This is a genomic window from Nocardioides hankookensis, from assembly GCF_042658885.1.
Classification (GTDB): Bacteria; Actinomycetota; Actinomycetes; order Propionibacteriales; family Nocardioidaceae; genus Nocardioides; species Nocardioides hankookensis.
In genome coordinates this window covers 337,802-360,738 of the sequence record NZ_JBHSRJ010000002.1, presented here as the reverse complement: position 1 = coordinate 360,738, position 22,937 = coordinate 337,802, and the positions used below count along the sequence as shown (strand labels likewise).

The window sequence follows — 22,937 nt, the reverse complement described above, 5'->3', positions numbered from 1 at the left end:
TACGCTGTGAGATCGGCGTCGGCCCACCACAGAACCAGCCACCGGGCAGGCTGGAGCGCATTTGAGAGCGGACGCAAAGGAACAGGCTACCGCACGCGCGCAGCCGCCACAAACCCCGGTCTCAGATCACCGGAGCGGCGTTGGCGTCGATCATGAACTCCCGGGGCGGTCAGGTCAAGCACCGCCGCCGTTGCTCAGGTGTCGAGGCCGGACACCAGCCAGTCGCCGTCGACGTTCTCCATCGTCACGGTGACCCAGTTCTTGTAGACGACCGGCTGCTTCTCGGCCTTGTTGGTGCGGGTCTGGTCGACCAGCAGGAAGACCTGGACGCGGTCGTCGTCGGCGCGCACGACCCCGGAGCTGACCAGCCGCGCGTCGACCTTGGTGCCGGTCGACGGGGCGTTCGCGGCGATCACGCCGTCGAAGAGCTTGTCGTACTCCTTGCGGTAGCTGCCGGTCAGGTAGCCCTCGGCGGCCGCCTTCGAGTCGTCCAGGTGGGCCGCGTCGTAGGACAGGATCGGCACGATCGCGCGCTCGGCGGCCGAGCGCGCTGCGGTCGAGGCCTGGTCGACGGACCGGTCCGAGGGGACGGTCGCGGCGACCACGGCGGCACTGCCGGCGACCAGCAGCGTGAGGACGGCAACACCGACGAGGAGCCAGCCGGGGACGACACGTCGCTCGCGGGCGGGACCGCCCGCGGCCACCAGCTCCCGCTCCGGCGCGGGCCCGGGTTCCGGCTCGGGTTCCGGCTCCGGGGCGGGCTCGGGCTCGACAGCCGCCAGCTCGGCGTCGTACGCCGCGCGACGCTCGGGGTCGAGCAGCACCTCGGCGGCCCGGTTGAGCGGGCCGAAGCGACGGTCGGTCGGGTCCAGGTCGGCGATCGCGGCGCGCCAGGCGGCTCGCACCTCGTCGGCCGGGGCGTCGGGGGCGACGCCGAGGAGGTCGTACCAGCTGGGGGTGTTCACTGGCCGTCCTCCGTCTTGACCGGGGCGTAGTCGTCGACCAGCCACTCGTCACCGGAGCGGACCAGGTCGACCTCCCACCGGAGCACGTCGGCGTCCGAGTCGACCCGCTTGGCGGCGTCCTTGGGGTGCTGGGGGTCCGGGTAGCTGCCCGTGAACGTCGCCGCGACGATGACCTTGGCGGAGTCGGCGTCGACGGACTCGACGCCGGTTCCCAGGACCTTCACCGCGCGGGCGTAGCCGGCCTGGGCGACCGTCTGCTCGGCGATCGGGAGCCCGGACTTCTCGAAGTCGGCGGCGAACTTCGGGGTGATGACCGCGGCCACCTGCTTCTGGTAGCCCGGCAGGTGCCCCTGCGCGTCGAGGTCGTCAGGACCGTAGGTGTTCAGGCGGAGCACGAACTGCTCGGTCTGCCGGAGCACCGCGTCGCGCTCGGACTGCGCTCCCCCGGCATCGCCCTGGCGCTGCGCGAGCAGCCAGACCAGGACTCCGGCGGAGGCGAGCAGGGCGAGCACGAGCACGCCGAGCAGGACCAGGCGGAAGCGCCCGTTGGGCGCACCCGTCGGCTCCTCGGTGACCGGCTCGGCGGCGGTCACTTCTGGCTCTCGGTCAACGGCTGGAGAAATAGCCATTTCCACGTGTCCTCTCCGAAGCTCTTCGGGGCGAGCGTGCCGGGCTGCGAGCTGGCCGCGGCCACGCGGTCGCCCCAGCGGAGCCGGCCGCTGTCGGGGTCGTAGGAGGCGACGGTCGGCGGGCGGTACGCCGCGCCGGCGCGCTTCAGGTTCTGGACGCCTCGCGGGTTGCTCTGCGAGGCGGGCTCCGTGCAGCCGGCCTTGGTGTTCATCGGCCGGTTGCTGCCGTCCTGCGGCGGGCGGGTGTCGGTGCTCTCGTAGCCGCGGTGGCAGACCGGGTTGGTGGTCAGGATGAGGCCGAAGTGCGCGTCGTAGAGGCCGGTGTCGGGGGACTTCGAGACGACGGTGAAGCCGCCCTCGACGACGTACGGGTAGATCACCAGGATCTGCTCGATGCCGGGCAGGTGCTTCACGATCACGTCGCCGGTGGTGACCAGGTTGTTGAGCAGCTCGGCGAGGTCGACGCGGTTCTCCTCGAGGAAGGTCCGCAGCTGGTTGGCCGTCGCCGAGCCCTGGTCGATCACCTCGCGCAGGTCCTTGTCGGAGCCGGCCAGCGACCCCGTGAAGAGGCTGAGCTGCTGGGCGAAGGTGCGGATCGCGCTGGCCTTGTCGGACTGCGTCTGGAGCACCGTGTTGCTGTCGCGGATCAGGGCGGTGGTGGTCTCGAAGTTGGCGTCCGCCTCGTTGATGAACGAGTTGCCGGTGTCGATGATCCGCTGCAGGTCGGCGCCGGTGCCGGCGAACGCCTGCCCGAGCTCGTCGACGGTCGTGGCCAGCGATTGCTTGTCGACGGACTCGACGGTGTCCGAGATGTCGCCCAGGAACTTCTCGGTCGCGATCGGGGTGCGGGTGTCCGCCATCGCGATCTCCGAGTTCTCCCCGAGGTACGGCGCCTTGTCGGTGCGCGGCTGGAGCTCGACGTACTGCTCACCGACGGCCGAGCGGTTGCCGACGACCGCGAGGGTGTCGGCCGGGATGTCGTCGTCGGCGTTGTCGATGTCGAGGTAGGCGTCGACGCCGTCGTCGGTGAGCACCAGCTTGCCGACGCTGCCGACCTGGACGCCGCGGTAGGACACCTCGCCGCCCTCGTAGATGCCGCCGGAGCGTTCGAGGTGCGCCACGACCGTGTAGTGGTCGTCGAAGAACACCCGGTCGAGGCGGGCGTAGCGGGCGCCGACGTAGCTCACGCCGAGCAGGGTGATCGCCACGAAGACGAGCAGCTGGAGTCGGGTGCGACGGGTGATCATCGGGTGCTCACCATCCCCGGGACGAGGAGCTGGACAAGGGCGGGGTCGAACGCGCGGCTGAGCTGGCCCATCGTCGGGCCGCGTGACCGGGTCGCGCCGACCGGTGCCCGGCCGAGGCCGAGCAGGTCACCGAGGATCGGGATGGACGGGGCCCCGGAGGGCTGCGACAGCGGCAGTCCGGGCACCGCGGGCAGGCCCGGCACCTGGGCCAGCGCCTGGCAGACGACCGCGTCGCGGTTGGCCGGCTTGAGGCAGGCCTCGCGCAGCTCGGTGAGGCCCTGGAGGGTGCTCATCAGGCGCTTGCACGGACGGCTGGTCAGGTCGCCGCTGGCTAGGCAGCGCGTCAGCAGGTCGACGACCTTGGTCGGCTCGAGGTCGCCGGGCAGCAGCGTCGGGAGCTTTGTCGGGACGCCGGTGATGCCGCCGGACAGGTCGACGTCGAGCTGGATCGACAGGTTGGTGTAGTCGCCCATGTGCAGGTTGCGAGCCACCTGCGGGTCGCGACCCACGACCTCGTCGACGAACGGGTAGGTCAGGAAGACGTTGAAGGACTTCACGAACGCGTCACCGGAGTTGGCCAGCTCGGTCAGCACCGGGTTGAGCTGGCGCAGCGACTCGATGGTGCCGGCCTTGGAGGCGTCGATGACGCGGACGCCGACCGCGCTGAGCTGGTCGAGCGAGCGCAGCATCTTCACCAGGTCGCCGCGCTGCTTGTCGAGCGAGGTGAGCGCGCTCGGCAGCTCCTCGAGTGCCGCGTCGATCGAGCCCTGCTGGTCGCGGACCGACTTGGAGAGGCGGTTCACCGAGTCGATCGCCGTGACGATGTCGTCCTTGTTGTCGTCGAGCTGCGTCATGAAGATGCGGATCTGGTCGAGCACGGAGCGGGTCGCGCCCTCGCGCCCGTCGAGTGCCTTGTTGACCTCGGTCGCGATCGTCTTCAGCTGGGCGACGCCGCCGCCGTTGAGGACCAGGCTCAGCGCGCCCAGCACCTCCTCGACCTCCGGGTTGCGTCCGGTCTGGTCGAGCGAGAGCTCGGCGCCGTCGGCGAGCGTGCCCTGGGGGGCGACGTCCGTCGGCGGGCTCAGGGACACGAACTTCTCGCCGAGCAGGCTGGTCTGCCGGATCTCGGCGATCGCGTTCGCCGGCAGGTCGACGTCCTTGCGCAGGTCCATCGTGACGACGGCGTGCCCGTCCTCGAGCTTGATGTCGGTCACCTGCCCGACGCTGACGTCGTTGACCTTGACCGTCGTCTTCGGCACCAGGTCGAGGACGTCGCGGAAGTCCGCGGAGACCGTGATGGCGTCGTCGCCGACGTCGGTGCCGCCGGGGAGCGGGAGCTTGTAGACGTCGAGGTCGCAGCCGGTGAGCAGCAGGACGCCGACCAGGGCGCCGACCAGGGCGCGCAGGACCGTGCGGGGCCGGGTCATCGCTTCGCCTCCACGAGTCCGCCGAGCGTGGCGTCGAACTTGTCGCCCGACGTCTTCCCGTTGGGGGCCGAGCGGCCCAGCGCCTGCTTCACGAGGTTGCACAGCGCGCCGGAGCTGTCGGCCTGGCCGACGATGCCGCACAGGAACGACGACGGGTCGCCGGTGACCTGGTTGACGACCTCGCCGAGGTTGGCGTTGGTGTCGAGGGTGCCGGCCTCGGGGTTGTAGGTGAGGGCCAGGTTGTTGAGCGCGAGCGGCGCCGAGTCGAGGATCTGGTCGAGCTCCGAGCGCCTCTTGACCAGGACCTTCGAGACCCGGTTGAGGCCCGAGATGTTGCGGCCCAGCGCGTCACGGTTCTCCTTGACGAAGCTCGACACCTCGCCCAGGGCGGTCGCGAGGTTGCGCAGCGCCGCGGACAGCTCGTCGCGCTCGCCGGACAGCATCGTGGACACGTCGGACAGCGAGTCGTTGAACTTGCGGACCGTCGTGTCGTTGGTGGCCAGCGTGCCGATGAAGCCCTCGAGCTTGCGGGCCGAGCCGAAGAGCTCTTCCTTGTTGTCGTCGAGGGTGGCGCTGAGCTTGCTGAAGTCCTTGATGGTGGTGTTGAACTTCGCGCCCTGGCCGCCGAAGTTGGCGGCGGTGGTCTCGAGGAGGTCGGTGAGCGCGCCCTCCTTGTTGGCACCGGTCGGTCCGAGAGCGACGGTCAGGTCGTCGATGCTCGTGTAGATCTGGTCGAGCTCGAGCGGGACCGCGGTCCGGTCCTCGGAGAGGGTCGCGCCGTCGGCGAGCACCTTGCCCCCGTCGTACACCGGCGTGAGCTGGACGTAGCGGTCGCCGACGACCGACGGCGCGATGATCACGGCCTTCGCGTCGTCGGGGACTTGGACGTCCGCGTCGTAGTGCATGGTCACGACGACGTCGGTGCCGGAGGGCGTGACCTTGTCGACGGTGCCGACCGGGACCCCGAGCACCCGGACGTCGCTGCCCTCGTAGATCGAGATCGTCCTGGGGAAGTGGGCGGTCAGCGTCTTGGAGTCGTCACCGCGGAACATCGTGAACGCCGCCGCGACCAGCAGCAGCACGAGCACGGCGGGGACGACGGCCCGCTTGAGCATCGCCATGTCAGCCACCCACCTGCGGGACCGGCGGCAGGTTCTGGATGTAGGTGTCGAACCAGGGACCGCCACCGAGGGTGCTCGCGAACACCCGGTAGAACGGCGCCATCAGCCGCAGGCTGTTGTCGAGGTTGTCCTCGTTCTTGTTGAGCACGGCCAGCACGTTCTCGAGGTGGTCGAGGGCGGGCTTGAGGTCGTCACGGCTCTGCCGGATCAGCGTGGTCAGCTCCTCGGAGAGCCCGCTCGTCGACACGAGCAGGTTGTGGACGGCCTCACGACGGGCCACCAGGGCGCGGAAGAGGACGTCGGAGTCCTTCATCAGCCCGACGATGTCCTGGTCGCGGTCGTCGAGGACAGTCGAGACCTTGTCGAGGTTGGTGAGCAGGGTGTTGATCTGGTCGTCGCGCTTCGCGATGTTCGAGGAGAGCGCCGAGACGCCGGAGAGCGCGGCGCGGAACTCCTCCGGGGTGTTGCGGGTCAGGTCGGCGAGGGTGCCGAGGGACTTCGCGAGCTGGTCGGTGTCGATCCGCTCGGAGGTCTGGGCGAGGCCGGAGAACGCGTCCACGACGTCGTACGGCGAGCTGGTCCGCTCGACCGGGATCTCGTCGCCCTCGGCGAGCTGGCCGGGGCCGGCGGGCTCGAGCGAGAGGTACATCGCGCCGAGCAGCGTCTTCACCTTGATAGCGGCGTTGGTGTCCTTGCCGAAGCCCGAGTCGGTGTCGACGCGGAAGGTGACCTTGACGTGGTCGCCCTCGAGCCCGACCGACTCCACCTTGCCGACACGGACGCCGGCGATCCGGACCTCGTCGTTGGCCTTGAGGCCGCCGGACTCGCTGAACGCGGCGTAGTAGGTGTCGCCGCCGCCGATGACCGGCAGGTCCTGGGCGCGGAAGGCCGCCATCACCAGCAGGGCGACGACCGCCAGGCTCACCGCCCCGACGATGACGGGGTTGCGTTCGCGGAAGGGCTTCATCCGAGATCACACCTGTCGCTGCCGGTGTTGTAGTCGACCGGGACGGACTGGCCGCCGGGCAGTCGCACGCGACCCTGGAAGTGGCAGAGGTAGAAGTTGAACCAGGAGCCGTACGTCGCCGTGCGGCCGACCTTGTTGAGCTTGATGGGCAGCACCTGGAGCGCGCGGTCCAGCTCGGCCTTCCCGTTGTCGAGGTTGCCGGACAGCCGGCGCAGCTGCTTGATGTCGCTGACGAACGGCTCGCGGATGCCGGAGACGAGACCGGCCGTCTGCACGGACAGCTCGGAGATGTCGTCGAGCGAGCCGAGGATCGCCTGACGGTCGTCCTTGAGGCCCCCGACGAACGTGCGGAACGTCGTGATCAGCTGGCTGAGCTGGTCGTCGCGGTCGCCGATGTGGTCGAGGACCGAGTTGAGGTTGTCGATCAGCTCGCCGATCACCTGGTCGCGGCCGGCCAGCGTCGAGGTCACCGACGCGGTGTGGGAGAGCAGCCCCTCGAGGGTGCCGCCCTCACCCTGGAAGACCTGGATGATCTCGTAGGAGAGCTGGTTGATGTCGGCCGGGGACAGCGCCTGGAAGAGCGGCTTGAAGCCGTTGAAGAGGACGGTCAGGTCGAGCGCGGGAGAGGTCTGGGCGACCGGGATCGTGTCGCCGGGCTTCAGCTCGCCGGTGTCCCCGATCTCGTCGGACAGGGAGATGTAGCGCTGGCCGACCAGGTTGCGGTAGCGGATCGACGCGTGCGTCGCCTTGCTGAGCGTCTGGCTGTCCTCGACGGAGAAGGTGACCCGCGCCCGGGTGCGGTCGACGACGTCGACGCTCTTGACGGTCCCGACCTTCACGCCGGCGATCCGGATGTCGTCGCCCTTGACCACGCCGGTGGCGTCGACGAAGACCGCGCGGTACTCGTGCTTCGGCGAGAACGAGATGTTGCCGATCAGCACGACCAGGACCGAGGTCGCGAGCGTCGTCACCAGGACGAAGATGATCAGCTTCACCAGGTCGGAGGTGGTACGGCGGTCGAGGAGCTTCATCGCAGCGACACCTCCGCCCCCCGGGCCATCGGGCCGACGAGCAGCACGCCGAGGTCGGGGACGTCGGCGGTGCTCACACCGAGCGCCGGGGCGAGCAGCGAGCGCAGCAGGGCGGTCTCCTCGGGGCTCCCGGGCACGCTGGACCGGAAGTTCGCGTTGGGCGCGACCCGACTGGTGCCCTTGCCGGTCGGCTCGTCGACGCCGTCGTCGAAGTTCGGCTGGTGCCGGACCGGGTTGGACTGGTTCCACGGTGGGTTCGGCAGGTGCAGGCAGCTCGGGCCCCGGTCCTCGCCGAAGTGCGGGGTGTCGTTGGCGTCGTACGGACGGGGCTGGTGCGGCAGCGTCTCGAGGACGATGTGCAGCGTGAAGCCCCGGAACGCCTCGGCCTGGAGCTTGCCGGCGTTGACGATGCCGCGCGTCAGGCAGTTGTACTCGGGCGCGTACTTCGCGAACACGCGCAGCTGGTCCTGGCCGACCTGGCTGAGCCGGATCAGGTTGTCGCCGTTCTCGTCGAGGAAGTCGGTCGCGGTGTCGGAGAAGGCCGACACGTCGTCGAAGAGGGCGTGCAGCTTCTCCTCGCGACCCTCGAGGGTGCCGGTCGTCAGCACCGTGTCGTCGAGGATCTGCGCGATCTGCGGCATCACCGCGGCGTAGTTGTCGGACACCTGGGAGGTGAGTCGGAGGTCCTCGATCAGCGCCGGGATCTGCGGGTTGATCTTCTTGAGGTAGCCGTCGAGGGTCTCGATGTTCTCGCCGAGCTGGTCACCGCGGCCGTCGAGCGCGGTCGAGAGCGCGTTGAGCGTCTGGTTGATCTGGGCGGGCTGGACGGTGCGCAGCAGCGGGTAGAGGTCGGAGAGCACCTGCTCGACCTCGGTCGACACCACGGTGCGCTTGATGGTCGCGCCCGGCTCGATGTGGTCGGCGGCCGGCTCGTCCGGCACCACCAGGGACACGTACTTCTCGCCGAAGAGCGTCTTCGGCACGATCGACCCCGTCACGTCGGCCGGGATCGTGTCCAGCTCGCTCGGGAAGATGCCGAGGGTCACGTTGGCGCCGTCGCCCTCGCCGTTGGCCTCGAAGCCGAGGACCTCGCCGACGATGACGCCGCGGATCTTCACGTCGGCACGTTCGGGCAGCTGGAGGCCGATCGTCGAGGTCTGGAGGGTCACCTCGTCGTAGTCGGTGAACTTCTTGGTGAAGATCGCGAACGTCAGGTAGACGCCGGCGACCAGCATCGCCAGGAAGACGATGCCCATCACCTTGGGAGCCGCTGAGCCGCCGAGGGTGCTGCGTGCCATCCCGCTCACCCACCGATCCGGACGGTGGTGGTCGCGCCCCAGATCGCCATCGAGAGGAAGAGGTCGATGACGTTGATCGCGACGATGCTGGTGCGCACCGCGCGGCCGACCGCGACGCCCACGCCGGCGGGGCCGCCGGAGGCGTTGTAGCCGTAGTAGCAGTGGATCAGGATGACGGTGACCGCGAAGACCAGGACCTTGCCGAAGGACCAGAGCACGTCGCCCGGCGGCAGGAACTGGTTGAAGTAGTGGTCGTAGGTGCCCGGGCTCTGACCGAAGAACTGGGTGACGGTCAGGCGGGTCGCGAAGTACGACGAGAGCAGGCCGACGACGTAGAGCGGGACGATCGCGATCAGCCCGCCGATGATCCGGGTCGTCACCAGGAACGGCAGGGACGGGATCGCCATCACCTCGAGGGCGTCGATCTCCTCGGAGATCCGCATCGCACCGAGCTGGGCGGTGAAGCCGCAGCCGACGGTCGCGGCGAGCGCGATGCCGGCGACCAGCGGCGCGATCTCGCGGGTGTTGAAGTAGGCCGACACGAAGCCGGAGAACGCCGACGTGCCGAGCTGGTTGAGCGCGGCGTACCCCTGGAGGCCGACCTCGGTGCCGGTGAAGAAGCACATGGCCGTGATGACGCCGACCGTGCCGCCGATGACCGCCAGGGCCCCGGAGCCGAGGGTGACCTCGGCGAGGATGCGGAGGATCTCCTTCTTGTACCGGCGCAGGGTGCGCGGGGTCCACGCCAGCGCCCGGACGAAGAACAGCAGCTCCGCCCCGAGGTTGTCGAGGAACTTGGCCGGTCGGTCGTAGACGGCCCTCATGTTCGCCATCGCGGTCAGCCGGTCTTCGGCGGGACGAGCTGGAAGTAGATCGCGCTCATCACGAAGTTGACGATGAAGAGGAGCATGAAGGTGACGACGACGGACTCGTTCACGGCGTCGCCGACGCCCTTCGGACCACCCTTGGCGTTCATGCCCTTGTAGCAGGCCACGATCGCGGCGATCAGGCCGAAGACCAGGGCCTTGAGCATGCCCTGCCACAGGTCGGGCAGCTGCGCGAGCGCGGTGAAGCTCGCGATGTAGGAGCCTGGGGTGCCGTCCTGGAGGACCACGTTGAAGACGTAGCCGCCCGAGACGCCCACGACGCTGACCAGGCCGTTGAGGAAGAACGCGACCAGCATGCAGGCGAGGACCCGGGGTACGACGAGGCGCTGGATCGGGTCGATGCCGAGCACCATCATGGCGTCGAGCTCCTCGCGGATCTTGCGCGCACCGAGGTCGGCCGCGATGGCCGACCCTGCCGCGCCCGCGATCAGCAGGGACGTGGCGATCGGCCCGGCCTCGCGGACCACGGCGAGCACCGCCGCCGAGCCGGTGAAGGACTGCGCACCGAATTGCTTGATGAGGCCGCCGACCTGGAGGGCGATGACGGCGCCGAAGGGGATGGCGACCAGGGCGGTCGGGATGATCGTGACCGAGGCGATGAACCACGCCTGCTGGATGAACTCACGAGTCTGGAACGGACGCCGGAAGAGCCCGCGCGCGACGTCGAGACCGAAGGCGAAGAGGTTGCCGGCGGTCCCGATCGGCGCGAGGGCGCGCTGGGCGGTGGACGAGGACATCAGGACACGCTTCCGTCAGCCACCGGTGACCATCGACATGTTCTCCTGGAACGACCCAGGCGGCGGTGTGATGCCGTTGTCGCGGCACCAGGCCCCGGGCTCGCGCTGGCTGCGGCGCGGCATGCCGTTGGAGGGCTCGAGCTGGAGCGGGATCGGCGGCAGCGGCGGCATGTCGAGGTCCTTCTCGGCCTCGAGCTCGTCGGCGTCCTTCTCCTCGGACATGCCGATCGGGCCGACGGTCTGCGCGTTGAGGAACTGGCGCACGACCGGCTCCTCCGACGACAGCAGCATCTCGCGGGGACCGAACATCGCGAGGTGGCGGTGGTAGAGCAGGCCGATGTTGTCGGGGACGGTCCGGGCGGTGTTGATGTCGTGGGTGACGATCAGGAAGGTCGCGTCGATCTGCGCGTTGAGGTCGATGAAGAGCTGGTTGATGAACGACGTGCGCACCGGGTCGAGGCCCGAGTCGGGCTCGTCGATCAGCAGGATCTCCGGATCCAGGACCAGGGCCCGGGCGAGGCCGGCGCGCTTGCGCATGCCGCCGGAGATCTCACCGGGGAGCTTGTCCTCGGCGCCCACGAGGCCGACCAGGTCCATCTTCTCCATGACGACGTCGCGGATCTCGGACTCGGACTTCTTGGTGTGCTCCCGCAGCGGGAAGGCGACGTTGTCGAAGAGGTTCATCGAGCCGAACATCGCGCCGTCCTGGAACAGCACGCCGAAGAGCTTGCGGATCTCGTAGAGCTCCTTCTCGGAGCAGCTCGCGATGTCGGTGCCCTCGATCATGATCGAGCCCTCGTCGGGCTTGAGCAGACCGATCAGTGCCTTGAGGAAGACGGACTTGCCGGTGCCGGAGGGGCCGAGCATCACGGAGACCTCGCCCGCGGGGATCGTCAGCGTGACATTGCCCCAGATCAGCTGCTTGCCGAACGACTTGCTGAGGTTGTCGACCTTGATCTCTACACCCATGAGCGTCTGTCCCTCCTCGTCACTGCACGCGCCACGGCGCGTTCGGACCGGTCCCCATCCCCCTGACCGGTACCAACGGGTAGCCACCGGCGAAGTTACGCGCGAGTTTCCTTCCCGTTGTGCGGGCGGCTACACCTCCTGGAGGTGAAGGTCTGGACCGATCTGTCGCGACCGGTGCCGGCGGAAATGACACGAGGGGCGGCCACCTTCCGGTGACCGCCCCTCGTGGGGTGCAGCTAGGACAACAACGTCACTTGACGGTGACGGTGGCGCCGGCGGCCTCGAGGGCCTCCTTCGCCTTGTCGGCGGCAGCCTTGTCGACCTTCTCGAGGATCGCCTTCGGAGCGGCCTCGACGAGGTCCTTGGCCTCCTTCAGACCGAGCGAGGTGAGGCCGCGCACCTCCTTGATGACGTTGATCTTCTTGTCGCCGGCCGACTCCAGGATGACGTCGAACTCGTCCTGGTCGGCACCAGCGTCCGCGGCACCGCCAGCGGCGCCGCCGGCGGCCGGGGCGGCAGCAACGGCGACCGGGGCAGCGGCGGTGACGCCGAAGGTCTCCTCGAACTGCTTCACGAACTCGCTGAGCTCGATGAGGGTCATCTCCTTGAACGCGTCGAGGAGCTCGTCGGTGGTGAGCTTCGCCATGGTGGCGTTTCCTTCCATTCGGTGGTCCGGGCGACGGTGGTCGACCGGACCGGGTTTCAGGTGGTGTGTCGCTGAGGCTCAGGCCTCAGCGGTCTCCTCGTCGGAGGCAGCCTCGGCGACGGGCTCCGCAACGGGAGCCGCCTCCTCGGCGGGAGCCTCGTCAGCGGCGACCGGCTCGGCCGAAGCCGCACCAGCACCACCTGCGAGGATCGAGGGGTCCTGCTCGGCCTTCGCCTGCAGCGCACCCGCGAGACGGGCGGCCTGGGCGAGAGGAGCGTTGAGCAGGTAGACGGCCTGGCTGAGCGACGCGAGCATCGCGCCGGCCAGCTTGCCCATCAGCACCTCACGCGACTCGAGGTCCGCCAGCTTGGCGATCTCGGAACCGTCGAGGGGCTTGCCGTCCAGGACGCCACCCTTGATGACAAGGGTGGGGTTGGCCTTGGCAAAGTCACGCAGACCCTTGGCGGCCTCGACCACGTCGCCGTTGATGAAGGCGATGGCGGTGGGGCCGTTCAGGAGGTCGTCCACGCCAGAGATGCCGGCCTCGGAGGCGGCGATCTTGGCGAGCGTGTTCTTGACCACGGCGTAGCTGGCGTTCTCGCCGAGGGAGCGCCGCAGGTCCTGCAGCTGCTTCACGGTGAGACCGCGGTACTCGGTCAGCACAGCACCGGCGGAGTCGTTGAACGAGTCAACGATCTCCGCGACGGCTGCCTGCTTGTCTGCCCGCGCCATGGGTCTCCTTCCGGTGGTAGACCCCGGCGTCCCGGTCCCGGAAAGACGAACGCCCCGAGCGCAGGCTCAGGGCGTTGGATGATCCGGGGATCTTGCTCTGTCACCTACGCAGGCCGTCCGCTTCGCGGATCCTTCGGTCGTGCTGCGGTGCAGCATGACAACCGGCGGTCTTTGGTTTCAGGAGGAACAGTACGGCGCCCTGCGGGTCAGGACAAATCGGTGAGGACCCGGACCGGGCTCCCCGCGATCCAGGCGGCGACGTCCTCGACCGCCTCGGTGAAGAAGGTCCGGTAGTTGCCCTCGGTGACGTACCCCAGGTGCGGCACGGCGAGGACGTTGTCGAGCTCGAGGAGCGGGTGCTCGCCGGGCAGCGGCTCGACGTCGTACACGTCGAGGCCGGCGCCCGCGATGCCGCCCGAGCGCAGCGCGTCCAGCAGGGCGCCGGTGTCGACGAGACCGGCCCGGGCGGTGTTGACGAGGTACGCCGTGGAGCGCATCGCCGCGAGCTCGGGCGCCCCGACGATGCCGCGGGTGGCGTCGGCGAGCACCAGGTGCAGCGAGACCACGTCGGAGCCCGCGAACAGCTCGGCCTTCGGGACGAGGCGGGCGCCCGCCGCGGCGGCCCGCTCCTCGGTGAGGTGCGGGCTCCAGGCGAGCACCTCCATGTCGAAGGCCCGGGCGACCCGGGCGACCCGCCCGCCGATCCGGCCCAGCCCGACCAGGCCGAGGGTCGCACCGGCGAGGTCGGTCCCGACGGTCGACTGCCAGGGCGTCGACGCATCGGCGAAGAGCTCGGACTCGGCGACCAGGTGCCTCGACAGCGCCAGGATCAGCGCCCAGGTCAGCTCCACCGTCGGCGTCGCCAGCGAGCCGGTCCCGCAGACGGTCACGTCGTAGTCGCGGCAGGCCTCCAGGTCGATCGACGCGTTGCGCATCCCCGTGGTCACGACCAGCCGCAGCGACGGCAGGAGGCCGAGCAGCGTGCGGGTCAGCGGGGTGCGCTCCCGCATCAGCACCAGCACCTCGACGCCCTCGAGGAGGTCGGCGAGGACGTCCTCGTCCGCCACGTGGTCCTGCACCGCCGAGACGGTGACCCCGTCCAGCGTCGACCAGTCGGCGTACGTCGTCGCGACGCCCTGGTAGTCGTCGAGGATCACGCAGTGCACGCGCACAGCCTCTCAAATGCACGGCGACCCGCCCGAGAGCCTCGGGCGGGTCGTCGTGGTTGCTTCAGTCGGTCAGGCCTGCGCCTGCGCCTCGTCCTCGACCGCGACATTCTTGGTGCGGTTGGGGTCGACCTGGACACCGGGGCCCATGGTCGTGGAGACGGTGACCTTCTTGATGTAGCGGCCCTTGGAGCTGGCCGGCTTCAGACGGAGCACCTCGTCGAGCGCCGCGGCGTAGTTCTCCGCGAGCTGGACCTCCGAGAAGGAGGCCTTGCCGATGATGAAGTGCAGGTTGGCGTGACGGTCCACGCGGAACTCGATCTTGCCGCCCTTGATGTCGGACACGGCCTTGGCCACGTCCGGCGTCACGGTGCCGGTCTTCGGGTTCGGCATGAGGCCACGCGGGCCGAGCACGCGACCGAGACGGCCGACCTTGCCCATCATGTCCGGGGTCGCGACGACGGCGTCGAAGTCGAGCCATCCGCCGGCGACCTTCTCGACCAGCTCGTCGCCACCGACGACGTCGGCGCCGGCCTCACGGGCGGCCTCGGCCTTGTCGGCGTTCGCGAACACGAGGACGCGGGCGGTCTTGCCGGTGCCGTGCGGCAGGTTGACGGTGCCGCGCACCATCTGGTCGGCCTTGCGGGGGTCGACGCCGAGACGCATGACGACGTCCACGGTCTCGTCGAACTTCTTCTTGCTCGTGGTCTTCGCGATCTTGATCGCGGCCAGCGGGGCGTGGAGCTCGTCCTTGTCGAACGTGTCCGCCGCCGCGCGGTAGGTCTTGCTGCGCTGCATGTGCTTCTCGTTTCTCTTGAAAAGAATGTGGTTAACGGGCCAGCGCGGCCCTCCCACGGTCAGTCGGTCGTGACACCCATCGAGCGGGCGGTGCCCTCGACGATCTTCATGGCTGCGTCGATGTCGTTCGCGTTCAGGTCGGGCAGCTTGGTCTGGGCGATCTCGCGCACCTGGTCCTTGGTCAGCTTGCCGACCTTCTCCGTGTGCGGGGTGCCCGAACCCTTCTTCAGGCCGGCGGCCTTCTTGATCAGCTCGGCGGCCGGCGGGGTCTTGGTGATGAACGTGAACGTGCGGTCTTCGTAGATGGTGATCTCGACCGGCACCACGTTGCCGCGCATCGACTCGGTCTGCGCGTTGTAGGCCTTGCAGAACTCCATGATGTTCACGCCGTGCGGACCGAGAGCGGTACCGACGGGCGGAGCGGGAGTAGCGGCACCGGCCTGGAGCTGCACCTTGACGAGCGCGGCGATCTTCTTCTTGGGAGGCATCGTGCTTCTCTTTCTGTTCTCGTGGTCATGACGAGGACGTACGTCGCGCGTCCTCTGCCACCTGCTGCTGCCCAGCGTGCTCGGGCAACCTGTCTATTGTGCTGCGCGCTCCGAGGAGCGCGAAATCGTCAGACTCGCTGGATCTGCGAGAACGACAGCTCGACCGGGGTCTCCCGGCCGAAGATCTCGACGAGCGCCTTGACCCGCTGCGACTCGGCGTTGATCTCGGTGATCGTCGCGTGCAGCGTGGCGAACGGGCCGTCGACCACCATGACGGAGTCGGACACGTCGAAGTCGGCGACCTCGACGGGCTTCTTCGCAGCGGCACCGGACGACGCGGTCGGGGTGCCGGCGGCGGCAGCCTCGGCCTCGGCGCGGGCGACGACGGCGGGGGCGAGCATGCTCTCGACCTCGGACATCGACAGCGGCACCGGCTGGTGGCTGTGGCCGACGAAGCCGGTCACGGACGGGGTGTGGCGGACCGCGGACCAGGACTCGTCGGTGAGGTCCATGCGGACCAGGACGTAGCCGGGGAGAACGGTGCGCTTGACCATCTTGCGCTGGCCGTTCTTGATCTCCGCGACCTCCTCGGTGGGGACCACGATCTCGTGGATGTAGTCCTCCATGTTGAGGGAGATGATGCGGTTCTCGAGGTTCGACTTCACCCGGTTCTCCATGCCGGAGTAGGTGTGCACGACGAACCAGTCACCGGGCTTGGCCCACAGCTCGCGGCGGAACACCTCGAGCGGGTCGTCGTCGCCCTCGTCGTCGCCGGCGTCGTCACCCTCGGGGCCCTCGTCGCCCTCGGCCTCGGACATCTCGAGGCTGGAGGCGCCACCGTCCTGGGTGTCGTCGAGGCCCAGGGCCTCGTCGCTGTCCTCGTCGGTGACCTCGGCGTCCAGGCGCGGGTCTTCCTCGATCTCGGGGCCGTCGTTCGGCTCGCCGTACTGGTCCTCGAGGGTGGGCTCCTGCTCAGACACGTCCTGCTCCATCACGTTGGGTGCTGCTGTGGTCGATCCGCCGGTCGGTCAGGATGACGAGCCGCCCGAGAAGACCTCGAAGGCGAGCTTGCCGAAGCCCAGGTCGAGCAGCGAGACGAGCGTCATCATGAAGATCACGAACACCATCACCACGATGAAGTAGGTGATGAGCTGTTCCTGCGTCGGGTAGACGACCTTGCGGAGCTCGGCGACCACCTGGCGGTAGAACGTCGGGATGCTGGTGCGCTTGTGGGCGCTGCCGCCCCGCTCACCGTGGACTGCCTTGCTGTCCGGCACTCCGGTCACACCCTCTCGATTCGAACCTGACTGACCTTGCAGGGCACGAGGGACTTGAACCCCCAACCTTCGGTTTTGGAGACCGATGCTCTGCCAGTTGAGCTAGTGCCCTCCGGTGGACCCTGCACCGCCGAAACCGTTTCCGGGCGCGGCCGAGCATCTGGCTGATCCACCAAACCGGGAGTCTACGGTCCTCGTGGTCGGGAGCACCAATCAGGTCTGTCCGCGGACCGCCCCGGTCGCGCGCGGGCCGGCTCTGACACGATGGGAGGGTGAGCGAGCAGCAGCCCCCCACCCACCGACTTGCCGACCTCTCCCCCGCCGAGCTGGCCGACTTCCGCCAGACCCAGCAGACGGCGTACGACGCGCTCGTCGCCGCGGGCCTCAGCCTGGACCTCACGCGCGGCAAGCCGTCGGCCGAGCAGCTCGACCTCTCCGACGGGCTGCTCGCGCTCCCGACGACGACCACGACCCCCGACGGCGTCGACGCCCGCAACTACGGCGGCCTCGCCGGGGTCACCGAGCTGCGGGCGATGTTCGCCGAGCTGCTCGGCCTCGAGATCGACCAGCTGTCGGCGCAGGGCACCTCGAGCCTGACGCTGATGAAGGACGTCCTCTCCTACCTCTGGCTCAAGGGCGGGGTCGACTCCGACCGGCCGTGGGGCGCCGAGGAGAAGGTGCGCTTCGTCTGCCCGGTGCCCGGCTACGACCGGCACTTCACGCTGCTGGAGTGGTTCGGCATCGAGATGATCCCGGTGCCGATGACCGACGACGGCCCGGACGCCGACGCGGTCGCCGCGCTGGTGGCCGACGACCCCACCATCAAGGGCATGTGGCTGGTCCCGACGTACGCGAACCCGACGGGCCAGGTCACCACGCAGGAGGTCGCCGAGCGGCTCGCGTCGATGCCGACCGCGGCCCCCGACTTCAAGATCTTCTGGGACAACGCCTACGCGCTGCACCACCTGACCGCCGAGGAGACCAAGACCGCCGACGTCGTGTCGCTCGCCGCGGTCGCCGGCCACCCGCACCGCCCGGTCGTCTTCGCGTCGACGTCGAAGATCACCTACGCCGGCGCCGGGGTCTCGTTCGTCGGCGGCTCGCGGGAGACGGTGACCTGGTTCCACGCCAACCTCGGTCTCGGCTCGATCGGGCCCGACAAGGTCAACCACCTGCGGCACCTGGAGTTCTTCGGCACCCCGCAGGGCGTCCGCGACCACATGGACAAGCACCGTGCGCTCCTGGCCCCGAAGTTCGCCGAGGTGGAGCGGATCCTCTCCGAGCGGCTCGGCGGCCTCGGCATCGCGACCTGGACACACCCGCGCGGCGGCTACTTCGTGAGCCTCGACGTGCTGCCCGGCACCGCGTCGCGGGTCATCGAGCTGGCGAAGGCGGCCGGCGTCGCGCTGACGCCCGCGGGCTCGGCCTTCCCCTACCGCCGCGACCCCGACGACACCAACATCCGGCTCGCGCCCAGCTTCCCGACCCTCGACGAGGTCACCGGGTCCATGGACGCGGTCGCCACCTGCGTGCTCCTCGCGGCGGCCGAGAAGCTGGGCGGCTGACCACCGCCACGATGCGCGATCTCCTCGAGCTCCCCAAGGCGCACCTGCACCTGCACTTCACGGGGTCGATGCGGCACTCGACGCTGCTCGAGCTCGCGGCGCGCGACGGCATCGCGCTCCCGGACCAGCTCGTCGAGGAGTGGCCGCCGACCCTGTCGGCCGCCGACGAGAAGGGCTGGTTCCGCTTCCAGCGCCTGTACGACGTCGCCCGGTCGGTGCTGCGCACGGAGGACGACGTACGCCGGTTGGTGCGTGAGGCCGCCGAGGACGACGTGCGCGACGGCGGCCGCTGGCTGGAGATCCAGGTCGACCCGAGCGGGTACGGCGCCCGCTTCGGCGGCATCACCGAGTTCACCGACCTCGTGCTCGACGCCGTCCGCGAGGCGTCGGAGACGACCGGCCTCGGGATGGCCGTGGTGATCGCCGCCAACCGCACCCGGCACCCCCTCGACGCCCGCACGCTCGCTCGCCTCGCCGGTCAGTATGCCGGGCGGGGCGTCGTCGGCTTCGGCCTGTCCAACGACGAGCGGCGCGGCAGCACCGCCGACTTCGCGTCGGCGTTCCGGATCGCCGACCGGGCGGGCCTGCTCCTCGCGCCGCACGGCGGCGAGCTGCGCGGGCCCGAGCACATCCGGGTGTGCCTGGACTCGCTCGGCGCGGACCGGCTCGGCCACGGGGTGCGTGCGGCCGAGGACCCCGCCCTGCTCGACCGGATCGTCGAGGCGGAGGTCGCCCTGGAGGTCTGCCCGGTCTCCAACGTCGCGCTCGGGGTCTACTCGGACCTCACCTCGGTGCCGCTCCCGACGCTGCTCGCCGCCGGCGCCACGGTCGCGCTCGGGGCCGACGACCCGCTGCTCTTCGGCTCCCAGCTGGCCGGCCAGTACGCCACGATGCGCGCCGCCCACGACCTCGACGACGCCCGGCTCGCCGAGCTGGCGCGGATGTCGGTGCGAGCCTCCCGGGCACCCGACGACGTCCGCGCCACCACGCTCGCGGACATCGACAGGTGGCTGGCCGCTCCCGCCTGACAAGATGGCGCGCATGACGACCGGTCCGGAGAACCCCTACGGCGAGCAGGACCCCGGCACGCCGCCCGCCCCCTCGCCGTACGGCGCACCGCCGCCGTACCAGCAGCAGCCCCCGCAGCAGCCCCCTCAGCCCCAGCCGCCGTACGGGAACCCGTACCAGCAGCAGCCCTACCAGCAGCAGGGCTACGGGCAGCCGGGGTACGGCCAGCCGGGCTACCCCTACGTGTCGCCGACGCCGCCGACCGACGGGCTCGCGCTCGGCTCGATGATCACCGGCATCGCGGCGCTGGTGCTGTCCTGCCTCTACGGCATCGGCCTGCTCGCGTCGCCGGTCGCGATGGTGCTCGGCAAGGTGTCGATGAACCGGATCAAGCGATCCCAGGGCCAGCTCGGCGGTCGAGGCATGGCCCTCACCGGCTTCATTCTCGGCATCATCGGGACGGTGCTGCTGGTGCTCGCGATCGTGGTCATCGTCATCATCGTGATCGTCGCGATCAACGACCCGGACGCGTTCGACGAGGCCGGCGGGCTGATCGCATGACGACCGGTCCGGAGCACCCGTACGGCGCGCCGCAGGAGCCGGGCCAGCAGCCGCCCCCGCCGCCGTACGGGTACGGCGGCCAGCCGTACGCCTACCGGCCCCCGGTGCCCAAGCACCCGTCGGCGACGACGGCGATGGTGCTGGGCATCATCGGGCTGGTCGGGATCCTGGCCTGCGGCGGCGTGACGCTGGTGCTGTCGCCGTTCGCCTGGGCGATCGGCAGCCGCGCCGTCAAGGAGATCGACGCCGCACCGCCGGGCACCGTGGGTGGGCGCGACGAGGCCAACAGCGGCCGGATCATGGGCATCATCGGCACCGTCCTGTTGGTCCTCGCGGCGCTAGCGGTCGTGATCCTGGTCGTCGCGCTGGTCGCCGTCGGGAGCAGCAGCTCGTCATACGACAGCGGCTACTAGAGCGCGCAGCCGACCAGGACGGGCTCGTTGACGAGCACGATCCCGAACCGCTCCGCGACCCCGTCGCGGACCTCGCGGGCCAGCGCGAGCAGCTCGTCGGTCGTGGCGCCGCCGCGGTTGGTGAGCGCCAGCGTGTGCTTGCCCGACAGCGCGACACGGTCGGAGCCGTAGCCCTTGGTGAAGCCTGCGTGCTCGATCAGCCAGGCTGCGCTCGTCTTGACCCGTCCGTCGGGCTGCGGCCACGCCGGCGCCCCGTCCGGTACGACGTCCGCGTCGACGACCGGGTTGGTGAAGAACGAGCCCGCGCTCCAGGTGTCGTGGTCGGCCGGGTCGAGCACCATGCCCTTGCCGCGCCGCAGCCCGAGCACGGCCTGGCGCGAGTCGGCCAGGGGGGCCCGCTCGCCGAGCTCGACGCCCAGGGCGCGGGCGAGCTCTGCGTAGGCGACCGGTGCGCCGAGGTCGCCCTGGCGGAGCTGGAAGGTCACCGACAGCACGACGTGGCGCGAGGGGTCCTGCTTGAAGCGGGAGGTGCGGTAGCCGAAGAGACACTCCGCGTTGGCGAACGTGCGGACGCCGCGCAGGGTCCGGTCCCAGACCCGCACGCGGGCGATGGTCTGGCTGACCTCCTGGCCGTAGGCGCCGACGTTCTGGACGGGCGTCGCGCCGACCGACCCCGGGATGCCCGAGAGCGCCTCGATGCCCACCCACCCGCGCTCGGCGGCCAGGGCGACGACGTCGTCCCACGTCTCGCCGGCAGCGACGGTGACCGTCGCCCCGCCGCAGGTGGGCTCGTCGTCGGCGTCGATCTCGGCGCCGGTGGTCGCGACCTCGACGACCGTCCCCTGGAAGCCACCGTCGGCGACGACCAGGTTGCTGCCGCCGCCGAGCACGAGGACCGGCTCGCCGGCGGTGTCGGCGTCGACCAGCGCGTCGGTCAGCTCGGCCTCGGTCGTCGCCCGGACCCAGCGCTCGGCGGGGCCACCGAGCCGGAGCGTCGTGTGGTCCCTCAGGTCAGGCACGCAGGACAGCCTTCGGCATCCCGAGGACCTTCTGCCCGCCGCAGGTGACGGTGAGGGTGACCGTGGTCAGCCCGTCCTCGTCGGCAGGCTTCGCCTCGCCGGCGACCTCGATGTCGACGCCGCCGTCGGCGGGGACGACGACCGGGTTGGTGAACTTGCAGCCGAAGGTGACCACCTCGGCGCCGGGGTACCAGGTCGCGACCGCACGCGCGGCGAGCGCCATCGTGTACATGCCGTGGGCGATCACGCCGGGCAGCCCGACGCTCGTGGCGACGGCCTCGTCCTGGTGGATCGGGTTGTGGTCGCCGCCGGCCTCGGCGTAGCGGACCAGGTCGGCGCGGGTGATGGTGAAGGTCTGCGGCTCCAGGTTCACGCGGCACCCCGGTGGACGAGGGTCGCGCTGGTCGTGCAGACCAGGGCGCCGGAGCCGTCGGTGATCGCGCTCGTGGTGCCGATGATGTCGTTGCCCGCGATCTGGCGCAGCGAGGTGACCGTCAGGGTCGCCGTCAGCACGTCGCCGGGGACGACGGGGCGCTCGTAGGCGAACTTCTGGTCGCCGTGCACGATCCGGAAGAGGTCGACCTGCACCGCCTCGAGGAAGGCGTTCATCGCGTCGAAGGCCACGACGATCGGGTACGTCGGCGGCGCCGCTCCCCCGGCGTACTCGCCGGCGGTCGCCTCGGTGAAGTCCCGGACCTTCTCCTCGGTCACCTCGTAGGGTCTCGTGGGTGGGAAGGTCCGACCGACGAGCTCTTGGTCGACTGGCATGCGTCCAACTTAGCGTTGTGCTCGCGCTCACCTGGCTGGCGGCCGGCTGCACCCCGGCTGACCCCGACGACGCGCCGCAGGTCGAGACGCACACCCGGAGCGGCTGCGGTCCGCTGACCCCGGCCCGGGTGGCCGGACCGGTGCCGGCGTACGTCGAGGGCGGGGTCGACCGGTTCCCGAACGACCACGCAGCGTGCGCGGCGACGTGGCTCGGCGTCGCGCGCACGGGGTTCGTCGCCCAGGGGGTCGCGGTCCGGGGGCATGCGGCGTGGGTCAGCGGCTTCGACGGCGACGGTCGCGAGGGCCACCTGTGGTGCACCGTGGTCCGCACCGACCTGCGGACCGGGATCGCGCAGGACCGGCGGGTGCTCAGGGACGTCCCACTCCCCGAAGGCACTCGGTCCTGCCGGCACGCGGGCGGGATCACCGTCGACGACCACGGGCTCTGGCTGGTTGAGGCCGCCCGGCTCTGGCTGCTCGACCCGGAGACCCTCGACGTGGAGCACTCGTGGTCGCTGCAGGGCGGCGTCCGTGGGTCGTTCGCGGTCGTCGACGACGACGGTCGCCTGGGCGTCGGCGCCTACCGGTCGGCCCGCCGCGGCTGGCTGGACTGGCTCGACCCGGACGCGCTCGTCGCCGGGAGCGCAACGGTCATCGACGAGCGCGACGTGCTCGATCACGTGGTCGGGCCGTCGCACGCGCAGGGTGTCTTCTGGGGACGCCTCGGCAGCCGCCAGCCAGGCCTGTGGTGGGCCCGGTCTAACACGCGCTGCGGGGTCCTGGTCGGAGCGTCGGGTCGACGTGGCTTCGTCCCGGGCGCCGAGGGCATGGCGCCGGCGGGGCGCGACGGGATGTGGGTGGTCAGCGAGTCCGGGAGCCGGCGCTACCAGGAGGCCGGCGGACGGCCCGTCGTACCGACCCTGGTGCGGCTCGACGTCGCCGACGTGCGGTCGTGGCAGCGCCCGGAGTGCTCGATCTGAGGTTCGCACTGAAATGCCGAAGGCCCGCCGGACCGGGGGTCTGGCGGGCCTTCGGAGAAGACTGGATCAGCGCGTCTCGCGGTGCATCGTGTGCTTGCGGTCGCGCGGGCAGAACTTCATCATCTCGAGCCGGTCGGGGTCGTTGCGCCGGTTCTTCTTGGTGATGTAGTTGCGCTCCTTGCACTCGACGCACGCGAGAGTGATCTTGGGGCGAACATCGCTGCTCTTGCTGGCCACG

The 22,937-nt window shown here is 70.1% G+C and carries 27 protein-coding genes and 1 tRNA gene; 5 read left to right on the top strand and 23 right to left on the bottom strand.

Annotated elements, in window-relative coordinates; genetic code table 11:
- Positions 1 to 194: 194 nt before the first annotated feature.
- The 19 genes from ACFPYL_RS04670 to ACFPYL_RS04580 form a co-directional block, all read right to left on the bottom strand.
- Positions 195 to 965, bottom strand: coding sequence for a J domain-containing protein (locus ACFPYL_RS04670; protein ID WP_379150893.1), 771 nt, complete (start codon positions 963 to 965; stop codon positions 195 to 197).
- Positions 962 to 1,558 carry a hypothetical protein gene (locus ACFPYL_RS04665; RefSeq protein ID WP_379150890.1) on the bottom strand — a complete coding sequence of 199 codons (597 nt, stop codon included), beginning with the start codon at positions 1,556 to 1,558 and terminating at the stop codon, positions 962 to 964. The genes ACFPYL_RS04670 and ACFPYL_RS04665 overlap by 4 nt, the downstream gene beginning before the upstream one ends.
- The gene (locus tag ACFPYL_RS04660) at positions 1,555 to 2,841 is read right to left on the bottom strand and encodes an MCE family protein (protein WP_379150887.1); all 1,287 of its coding nucleotides are present in this window, start codon (positions 2,839 to 2,841) and stop codon (positions 1,555 to 1,557) included. The genes ACFPYL_RS04665 and ACFPYL_RS04660 overlap by 4 nt, the downstream gene beginning before the upstream one ends.
- Complete coding sequence (locus tag ACFPYL_RS04655; protein ID WP_379150884.1) at positions 2,838 to 4,268, bottom strand: MCE family protein; 1,431 nt, start codon at positions 4,266 to 4,268, stop codon at positions 2,838 to 2,840. Before ACFPYL_RS04655 ends, ACFPYL_RS04660 begins: the two co-directional genes overlap by 4 nt.
- The gene (locus tag ACFPYL_RS04650) at positions 4,265 to 5,389 is read right to left on the bottom strand and encodes an MCE family protein (RefSeq protein ID WP_379150881.1); all 1,125 of its coding nucleotides are present in this window, start codon (positions 5,387 to 5,389) and stop codon (positions 4,265 to 4,267) included. Before ACFPYL_RS04650 ends, ACFPYL_RS04655 begins: the two co-directional genes overlap by 4 nt.
- Position 5,390: 1 nt before the next feature.
- A complete protein-coding gene (locus ACFPYL_RS04645; RefSeq protein ID WP_379150878.1) occupies positions 5,391 to 6,356 on the bottom strand; it encodes an MCE family protein in 966 nt (321 codons plus the stop codon).
- The gene (locus ACFPYL_RS04640; RefSeq protein WP_379150876.1) at positions 6,353 to 7,387 is read right to left on the bottom strand and encodes an MCE family protein; all 1,035 of its coding nucleotides are present in this window, start codon (positions 7,385 to 7,387) and stop codon (positions 6,353 to 6,355) included. Before ACFPYL_RS04640 ends, ACFPYL_RS04645 begins: the two co-directional genes overlap by 4 nt.
- A complete protein-coding gene (locus ACFPYL_RS04635) occupies positions 7,384 to 8,685 on the bottom strand; it encodes an MCE family protein (protein WP_379150873.1) in 1,302 nt (433 codons plus the stop codon). The genes ACFPYL_RS04640 and ACFPYL_RS04635 overlap by 4 nt, the downstream gene beginning before the upstream one ends.
- 5 nt (positions 8,686 to 8,690) lie before the next feature.
- Positions 8,691 to 9,518 carry an MlaE family ABC transporter permease gene (locus tag ACFPYL_RS04630; protein WP_379150870.1) on the bottom strand — a complete coding sequence of 276 codons (828 nt, stop codon included), beginning with the start codon at positions 9,516 to 9,518 and terminating at the stop codon, positions 8,691 to 8,693.
- A 5-nt stretch (positions 9,519 to 9,523) separates the two neighbouring features.
- Entirely contained in the window at positions 9,524 to 10,309 is a 786-nt protein-coding gene (locus ACFPYL_RS04625; RefSeq protein WP_056156678.1) for an MlaE family ABC transporter permease, read from the bottom strand.
- Positions 10,310 to 10,324: 15 nt separating this feature from the next.
- Positions 10,325 to 11,278 (bottom strand): ABC transporter ATP-binding protein, encoded by a 954-nt coding sequence (locus tag ACFPYL_RS04620; protein ID WP_379150866.1) that lies wholly within the window; start codon positions 11,276 to 11,278, stop codon positions 10,325 to 10,327.
- A 250-nt stretch (positions 11,279 to 11,528) separates the two neighbouring features.
- Positions 11,529 to 11,924, bottom strand: a complete 396-nt coding sequence (rplL, locus tag ACFPYL_RS04615; RefSeq protein ID WP_379150863.1) for a 50S ribosomal protein L7/L12 — start codon at positions 11,922 to 11,924, stop codon at positions 11,529 to 11,531.
- Between the two features lie 78 nt (positions 11,925 to 12,002).
- Entirely contained in the window at positions 12,003 to 12,656 is a 654-nt protein-coding gene (rplJ, locus tag ACFPYL_RS04610; RefSeq protein ID WP_379150860.1) for a 50S ribosomal protein L10, read from the bottom strand.
- A 206-nt stretch (positions 12,657 to 12,862) separates the two neighbouring features.
- Positions 12,863 to 13,822 (bottom strand): D-2-hydroxyacid dehydrogenase family protein, encoded by a 960-nt coding sequence (locus ACFPYL_RS04605; protein ID WP_379150857.1) that lies wholly within the window; start codon positions 13,820 to 13,822, stop codon positions 12,863 to 12,865.
- 72 nt (positions 13,823 to 13,894) lie between these two features.
- Positions 13,895 to 14,620, bottom strand: a complete 726-nt coding sequence (gene rplA, locus ACFPYL_RS04600; RefSeq protein WP_379150854.1) for a 50S ribosomal protein L1 — start codon at positions 14,618 to 14,620, stop codon at positions 13,895 to 13,897.
- A gap of 59 nt (positions 14,621 to 14,679) precedes the next feature.
- A complete protein-coding gene (gene rplK / locus ACFPYL_RS04595; RefSeq protein ID WP_379150851.1) occupies positions 14,680 to 15,108 on the bottom strand; it encodes a 50S ribosomal protein L11 in 429 nt (142 codons plus the stop codon).
- Between the two features lie 128 nt (positions 15,109 to 15,236).
- A complete protein-coding gene (gene nusG / locus ACFPYL_RS04590; protein ID WP_379150849.1) occupies positions 15,237 to 16,088 on the bottom strand; it encodes a transcription termination/antitermination protein NusG in 852 nt (283 codons plus the stop codon).
- 48 nt (positions 16,089 to 16,136) lie between these two features.
- Complete coding sequence (gene secE / locus ACFPYL_RS04585) at positions 16,137 to 16,385, bottom strand: preprotein translocase subunit SecE (protein ID WP_379150846.1); 249 nt, start codon at positions 16,383 to 16,385, stop codon at positions 16,137 to 16,139.
- Positions 16,386 to 16,424: 39 nt separating this feature from the next.
- Positions 16,425 to 16,497, bottom strand: a tRNA-Trp gene (locus ACFPYL_RS04580).
- A gap of 160 nt (positions 16,498 to 16,657) precedes the next feature.
- Between ACFPYL_RS04580 and ACFPYL_RS04575 the strand changes: the two genes are divergently transcribed.
- The 4 genes from ACFPYL_RS04575 to ACFPYL_RS04560 are packed head-to-tail and all read left to right on the top strand — an operon-like array spanning position 16,658 to position 19,932.
- Positions 16,658 to 17,950: an aminotransferase class I/II-fold pyridoxal phosphate-dependent enzyme gene (locus ACFPYL_RS04575; RefSeq protein ID WP_379150843.1), complete on the top strand. Its 1,293-nt coding sequence runs from the start codon at positions 16,658 to 16,660 to the stop codon at positions 17,948 to 17,950.
- 11 nt (positions 17,951 to 17,961) lie between these two features.
- Complete coding sequence (locus ACFPYL_RS04570) at positions 17,962 to 18,978, top strand: adenosine deaminase (RefSeq protein ID WP_379150841.1); 1,017 nt, start codon at positions 17,962 to 17,964, stop codon at positions 18,976 to 18,978.
- A 13-nt stretch (positions 18,979 to 18,991) separates the two neighbouring features.
- A complete protein-coding gene (locus ACFPYL_RS04565; RefSeq protein ID WP_379150838.1) occupies positions 18,992 to 19,519 on the top strand; it encodes a DUF4190 domain-containing protein in 528 nt (175 codons plus the stop codon).
- Positions 19,516 to 19,932 carry a DUF4190 domain-containing protein gene (locus ACFPYL_RS04560; RefSeq protein WP_379150835.1) on the top strand — a complete coding sequence of 139 codons (417 nt, stop codon included), beginning with the start codon at positions 19,516 to 19,518 and terminating at the stop codon, positions 19,930 to 19,932. The genes ACFPYL_RS04565 and ACFPYL_RS04560 overlap by 4 nt, the downstream gene beginning before the upstream one ends.
- Here the strand turns inward: ACFPYL_RS04560 and ACFPYL_RS04555 are convergent.
- Genes ACFPYL_RS04555 through ACFPYL_RS04545 form a run of 3 tightly spaced genes read right to left on the bottom strand, consistent with a single transcriptional unit; the run spans position 19,929 to position 21,719 of the window.
- Positions 19,929 to 20,951 (bottom strand): UDP-N-acetylmuramate dehydrogenase, encoded by a 1,023-nt coding sequence (locus tag ACFPYL_RS04555; RefSeq protein ID WP_379150832.1) that lies wholly within the window; start codon positions 20,949 to 20,951, stop codon positions 19,929 to 19,931. The genes ACFPYL_RS04560 and ACFPYL_RS04555 overlap by 4 nt on opposite strands.
- Positions 20,944 to 21,324: a MaoC/PaaZ C-terminal domain-containing protein gene (locus tag ACFPYL_RS04550; RefSeq protein WP_379150829.1), complete on the bottom strand. Its 381-nt coding sequence runs from the start codon at positions 21,322 to 21,324 to the stop codon at positions 20,944 to 20,946. Before ACFPYL_RS04550 ends, ACFPYL_RS04555 begins: the two co-directional genes overlap by 8 nt.
- Positions 21,321 to 21,719 (bottom strand): FAS1-like dehydratase domain-containing protein, encoded by a 399-nt coding sequence (locus ACFPYL_RS04545; RefSeq protein ID WP_379150826.1) that lies wholly within the window; start codon positions 21,717 to 21,719, stop codon positions 21,321 to 21,323. Before ACFPYL_RS04545 ends, ACFPYL_RS04550 begins: the two co-directional genes overlap by 4 nt.
- Positions 21,720 to 21,736: 17 nt before the next feature.
- Here ACFPYL_RS04545 and ACFPYL_RS04540 point away from each other — a divergent pair, with 17 nt between their 5' ends.
- Positions 21,737 to 22,699, top strand: a complete 963-nt coding sequence (locus ACFPYL_RS04540) for a hypothetical protein (RefSeq protein ID WP_379150823.1) — start codon at positions 21,737 to 21,739, stop codon at positions 22,697 to 22,699.
- A gap of 66 nt (positions 22,700 to 22,765) precedes the next feature.
- Here ACFPYL_RS04540 and rpmG read toward each other — a convergent pair whose 3' ends face one another.
- A complete protein-coding gene (gene rpmG / locus ACFPYL_RS04535; protein ID WP_379150820.1) occupies positions 22,766 to 22,936 on the bottom strand; it encodes a 50S ribosomal protein L33 in 171 nt (56 codons plus the stop codon).
- Position 22,937 lies beyond the last annotated feature (1 nt).